The sequence below is a fragment of the Thalassospira sp. UBA1131 genome (genome assembly GCF_002311515.1).
GTDB lineage: Bacteria > Pseudomonadota > Alphaproteobacteria > Rhodospirillales > Thalassospiraceae > Thalassospira.
Map to the genome: position 1 here is coordinate 18,310 of NZ_DCAO01000112.1, position 5,735 is coordinate 24,044.

Below are 5,735 nucleotides of genomic sequence, written 5' to 3' on the forward strand. Positions count from 1 at the left end.
GGCAAACTCAACCGCACGCACCGTATCGCGGATATAGGGTTTTGCCCCGACAGCAATCATGATGTCACGTCGCCCGATACCGCGCAGTTCATCACCAAAGGTGCCTGAATGGCCATCGACCAGAACGCCATTGTCGCAAAACAGCCGATAGGCATAGGCAAACTGGAACGCGGCCGGGTATGCAGCACCCCGACCGACGATGAAGACCTGCCGGGCGTTTTCAATCGCCTCGCAGGTCACAATCATGCGTGACACAAGATCCGGCGCGTAAGCGTCACTGATATTGTCGATTTCGGTGCGACAAATGCTTTCAAGAAGATGCTGATCCCGATCAGCATCATTATCGGTCTTTTGCGTTTCGCGCGCGCGGCGGGCGTAGCTTGCGGGCTGATCAAGCAACCGGCTCTGATAATGGTCGCGGAAATCCTGCCAGGTTTCGACGCCAATCGCAGTCATCAACCGGGTGACCGTACTTGGCGGCACATCTGCGGCACGGGCCAGTGCCCGCATGGAACGCAGGGCGACATCATTTGGATGATCCAGGATATAGCGCGCAGCCTTTTGCATTTGCGGACTAAGCTTTGCGTAGTCCGAAATTAACTTTTCACGCAGATCAGTTTGCAAACCCATCACCCGAATATCCATGCCCTGTCAGGAAGACCAAGATTACGCCACAGGCTGCCGCGACACACAACAGATGTTTCAGAAAATACAAATCACGAAACATCTGTTTCGCACTTCTGTTTCATCTTTGGGACCGGGACATTCGGTGTGACGCCTAAAAAACATGGACTTATTAGAAAAAACTGTAAAAATAACTGGACTCACAAATGAAACCTATGCGTTTCATACGGGAAATTCAAATGTGCCCTTTGGTGGAAACCGGGGGCACCGAATCGGTCGATGTCCAATGGAAACGAAGATCATCGAGGCCCTTAATCAGGCACAGACAGGCATTGCGCTGTTTGATGCAGACGAACGGATTGTCTTTGCCAATCCGGCGTGGGAACAATTGATCTCCGGGATTGCCGAGGAAGACCTGATCTTCAATGAGACCGAACTTGCCGATGGCGGCATGATTTCGGTGTGCTTCGTCAAGCCTCAAGTCCCTCAGTCCGAACGTCTTGAAACGGCCAGCTCTGCCAATGATGCCAAAATCGGCACCGTCATCATTGCCGATGACAGCGAAAGCAACCGCATGGTGGCGCGCCGCATTCTGCAGGCCGAGGGATATGGCATTGTCGAGGCCAGCAATGGCCAGACGGTGCTGAACATGCTTAAGCGCGGGGTGAATGCCGACCTGATCCTGATGGATGTTGAAATGCCCGATATGGACGGGCTGCACACCACCCGCCGTATCCGCCATATGAGTGGGCCGGTTTCACGCACACCGATCATTGCATTGTCCGCCCATCAGTCGCGTGACTGGAATGTCATTGCCCGCCAGTCGGGTGTCGATGATTTCATCAACAAACCCATCCAGCGGCAAAAACTGATCAAAACCATGCAGGAACTGATCACCCGGCGCAGCGGCACCACAGGGGATCCGAACGCAGCCCAAAAACGCAGCAAGGGGGCACGGATCGGTCGTCCGTATCGCCCAGAATCCCTGACCAGTCCGGTTCTGGATGTGCGTATTCTTGAACAACTTTACACCGATGCTGGGGACGAAGGTGCGGGATGCGGCATCGAGATCTTCATCAATGAAACGGAATCCCGTCTGGTCAAGATCGACAAGGCCCTGTCAGAAGACGACATGACCACGGTGCGCAACGAAGTTCATGCGCTTAAAAGCACATCCGGTACCTTTGGATTGCGCCAGCTTTCTGAACTTTGCGAAACCACCCAATCCGTATTCGAAGACAATGATCCGGATGAAGACCGCTTGCTTTCACTCTCGCGCCAAGTGGTGCAACTGGCCCCGACGGCCCTGACTGCGCTCAATCTGTATCGCAGATCACGCAGTATCAGCAGCGCACCCCATATCTAATCCATCCACTTCAAGCCAGATTTGCCAGACCATCAGCGCCCAGACACTAAGCGCCATATCCAGATCCTTGCCCGAAACGGCACGCTTCCAATATGCCGTCTTGTAACCCTGCGTAATCGCGACATCGGCGAAGATCGCCTCAAGAATTCGGTTCTCATCCCCCCACAGATATCGGGCAACACCCAAAAGCCACGTTGTGACAGGCGGATTAAAGCCGATCTTGTGGTGTTGAACATGCCCCGCTGGCAAGTAGGGAGTAACGGCTCTGCGCCACAGGGATTTTGGGCCATGTTTAAGATGTTGCTTCGCCGGTACTGACGCCGCGATGCGCACAACATCATGCCCCAAAAGCGGCAAGCGATATTCAAGCCCATGGGCCATCCCGCAACGATCCGACATCAAAAGTTGATTGCCCGGAAGCGTCACATCGCGATCAAAATGCATCATCGTGTCTGTCAGGCTGCCACCTATATCAGGATGCTGCGCAATTCTGGCGTCGCATTCGGGTATCACACACCGGTTGTTCCAAACGGCAAAGGCATGATTGCGCGCCCCTGAACCGCCAGCAAGAAAGCGATGGATTTCCCGTCGATTGCCCGCGCCATACATCTTTGCCGTCAGTCGCCGCAAAGGTCTTGGCACATGGTGCCAATATGTCTCGTAAAGCTGTGCGGCCCGATATCGTGGATAACCACCAAACAGCTCATCCCCGCCGTCGCCTGACAAACATACTTTGACATCTGCGCCCACCGCTTTTGCAAGGCATCGCATCAGGACAATCGACGGATTGGCAAAGGGCCCGCCGACACTATTCAAGGCCGCCACAAGCTCCTGATAGATGCCGTCTGGCTGCGTCGGGGCTGCAACGACATGCAGTTCTTGCCCGAGATGCCGACAGAGTTTTCGCGCAGCCCCCGTTTCATCAAGGGCCGGATCATCAAACCCCATCACGAATGCCTTGGGAATACTCTGTCCGCGTTCGCGCGCAATATCGCACGCCAAGACAGCGACACCCGCACTATCCAACCCACCCGAAACCAGACATCCCACTTCGCAATCCGCATCCATCGCATCGGCAACCGATTGACGAACGGCAGACAACAGGTCGCCCGCCGTCGGTATCTGCGAAGCCTTGTCGGCCCGATATGCCGGGTGTGCGATGTGGCCTGTGGAAACCTCACCCGCCTGCCAGTGCATGAGCGTGCCGGGTGAAAGAAGTTCTACGGCGTCTATCCGGGTTTTGGGTGAAGGGACAAACAGATGGGCCAGATATGCCGGTTTGACTCTCTCATCACGCACCAGCGGAGAAATTGCAGAGAACGCAGATATTTCTGACGCAAAGGCAATATGACCGCCTGGACGGCTCAAAACATAAAGCGGTTTGATGCCCAGCGGGTCACGCGCCAGCCACAGGCAGGATTGCGCCACATCCCATAATGCAATCGCATATTGCCCCGACAAGGTTTGGAGTACCTGTACAGGATCATTTCCCTGCCGGATTGCGCCGGACATCAACTGCAGAACAAGTTCCGCATCATTCCGGGTTTGGAATGTCATGCCGTTGCGGGTTGCCGCCTGTATCTTGCGCCGATATCCCGCGATATAACCGTTGAAAACCAAAACAAATCGACCGTCCGTGCTGATAAGCGGTTGGTTGGCCTGCCCCGTCAGATCGGTGGTGGCAAGGCGTACGCATCCAAGGGTGATCTTCCCATTTGAATCAGACCAGACACCAGAGCCGTCCGGCCCCCGATGGGCAAGACGTTGGAGCATCGCATCCACGGCACTGAGATCGTCTGGTTGGGTCGAGCCCGCAATGCCACACATGGATGCCCTGCTTAATTCTGGTCGCTGAGGCTTTCAGGATCGGACAGTTCAACTTCGTGCTTGTCACCGGCCAATCGGCTTTGCAGATCACGCAAAACATAAAGCCGTAGCGCACTCGACAAGTTGCCTTCGCGGTCGGTATCGATTTCAACAACCAGTTCGGCCAGCGTCATCGCGCGACGTTGTGCAATGCCGACCAGCTCTTCCCAGAAGGCATCTTCAAGCGAAAAACTCGTCCGGTGCCCGGCAATTGTCACTGATCTTTTACGAACGGCATCTTCCATCGGTGTTTAAATCTTTAATTCCGGTGCAAAAACGACCATGATTTCAAAAGCTTTCCGCCATGATAGGGCATCGACATGAAATTCATACATCTTTCCGACCTTCATATTCTGGCTCGAAATGACGTGTCGCGCTTGCCCGACGCGGCCGCGACGCTCCGCAAGGTCATTGATGAGGTGAACACCTATCACCGGGACGCCGAAATCTGCATCATCACCGGCGACATCACCCACCGCGGCACGCCGGAACAGTATGAAAATGCTGTCGATATTTTATCTGATCTTGCCATTCCCTATCTGATTATTCCGGGCAATCACGACATCCGCGAAGCATTTTGTGAGGCCTTCCCGACAACCGAAACCGACACCCACGGCTTTGTCAATTTTGGCCAGACCTTCAACGGCGTGCGTTTCGTCATGATGGACAGCGTCGTTCCCGGCCATCATCACGGCACGCTTTGTGCGCAACGCCTTGACTGGCTGCGCGATGAACTGACGGCACATCGGGATACGCCAACCTTCCTGTTCATGCATCATCCGCCAATGGCAATGGGCTTGCCGTTTATGGATACCATCCGCCTGGATGCCGAAGACGCACTTGGTGAAATCGTTTCCGCCAACCCGCAAATCAAACATCTGTTCTTTGGCCATCTGCATCGCCCGGCAACAGGTACCTGGCTCGGCGTCCCATTTGTTTTGGGCAACAGCACCCAGTCGGGTGAACCGCTTGATTTCCGTCATGAGAAAGAAGAAGAGCTTCAGGACCCCAATCCGCTTGGACCGGGTTACGGGATTGCCTTTGCCGATGCCAAGGGCGGGCTTCGTTATCACTTCAATTTCGTGAAGTTCGATATGCAATTGTGATCAGGCGGCGTTACTGGCCTGATCCCATTCCGCCAGAACAACCGGATCGCTTTCGATTTTCGCGTGAATGTCCTTGAGGCTGGCAAATTCAGCAGCGCTCATCAGTTGCGAAAGGGCCCAGACCGCACTGGCACGGATCAACGCATTTTCATCTGACAGCAGATTTTCAATGCGCGGGATCAGGCGCGGTGCGCCGCTATTGCCAGCAGCAATCAGAACATTGCGCAGGAATTTCGCGCGGCCAATCCGCTTGATCGGCGATCCGGTAAAGAACGCCCGAAACCCTGCATCATCCAGATCAAGGAAATCGGCCAATCGTGGCGCCGTCAGTTCGACGCGCGGAATAAAGGCCAATTCTTCGGTCCGGCTGGCAAACTTGTTCCACGGGCAGACGGCCAGACAATCGTCACAGCCATAAATGCGATTGCCCATCGGTTTACGGAATTCCAGCGGGATCGGCCCGTCATGCTCGATCGTCAGATACGAAATGCACTTGCGCGCATCAAGCTTATAGGGGGCTGGAAAGGCGTCGGTCGGACAGGCCGACAGGCATTTGGTGCACGACCCGCAATGATCGATTTCCGGTTCGGTTTCTGGCAGATCAAGGGTTGTAAAAATCTCGCCCAGAAACAGCCAACTGCCAAATTCGCGCGACACAAGGTTCGTATGTTTTCCCTGCCACCCGATCCCGGATGCCTGCCCCAACGGCTTTTCGAGAACCGGCGCAGTATCGACGAAAACCTTGACCTGTTCCGCCCCGCCCGACTGTTCAA

The 5,735-nt window shown here is 54.9% G+C and carries 6 protein-coding genes; 2 read left to right on the forward strand and 4 right to left on the reverse strand.

Annotated elements, in window-relative coordinates; translation table 11 throughout:
* Positions 1-630, reverse strand: a 630-nt coding sequence (locus B3Z49_RS19150; protein ID WP_296993731.1) for a MurR/RpiR family transcriptional regulator, incomplete at its 3' end; no start/stop codon positions are given.
* A gap of 280 nt (positions 631-910) precedes the next feature.
* Between B3Z49_RS19150 and B3Z49_RS19155 the strand changes: the two genes are divergently transcribed.
* Positions 911-1,990: a response regulator gene (locus B3Z49_RS19155; RefSeq protein ID WP_063088877.1), complete on the forward strand. Its 1,080-nt coding sequence runs from the start codon at positions 911-913 to the stop codon at positions 1,988-1,990.
* On the opposite strand, the gene asnB is transcribed toward B3Z49_RS19155, so the two are convergent.
* A complete protein-coding gene (gene asnB, locus B3Z49_RS19160; protein WP_296993737.1) occupies positions 1,958-3,817 on the reverse strand; it encodes an asparagine synthase (glutamine-hydrolyzing) in 1,860 nt (619 codons plus the stop codon). The two genes, B3Z49_RS19155 and asnB, sit on opposite strands and share 33 nt — an antisense overlap.
* Before the next feature lie 11 nt (positions 3,818-3,828).
* Positions 3,829-4,101, reverse strand: a complete 273-nt coding sequence (locus tag B3Z49_RS19165) for a ribbon-helix-helix domain-containing protein (protein ID WP_296993740.1) — start codon at positions 4,099-4,101, stop codon at positions 3,829-3,831.
* A 75-nt stretch (positions 4,102-4,176) separates the two neighbouring features.
* On the opposite strand from B3Z49_RS19165, the gene B3Z49_RS19170 reads away from it, so the two are divergent.
* Positions 4,177-4,962 carry a phosphodiesterase gene (locus B3Z49_RS19170; RefSeq protein WP_296993743.1) on the forward strand — a complete coding sequence of 262 codons (786 nt, stop codon included), beginning with the start codon at positions 4,177-4,179 and terminating at the stop codon, positions 4,960-4,962.
* On the opposite strand, the gene queG is transcribed toward B3Z49_RS19170, so the two are convergent.
* Positions 4,963-5,735, reverse strand: a 773-nt coding sequence (gene queG, locus B3Z49_RS19175) for a tRNA epoxyqueuosine(34) reductase QueG (RefSeq protein ID WP_296993746.1), incomplete at its 5' end; no start/stop codon positions are given.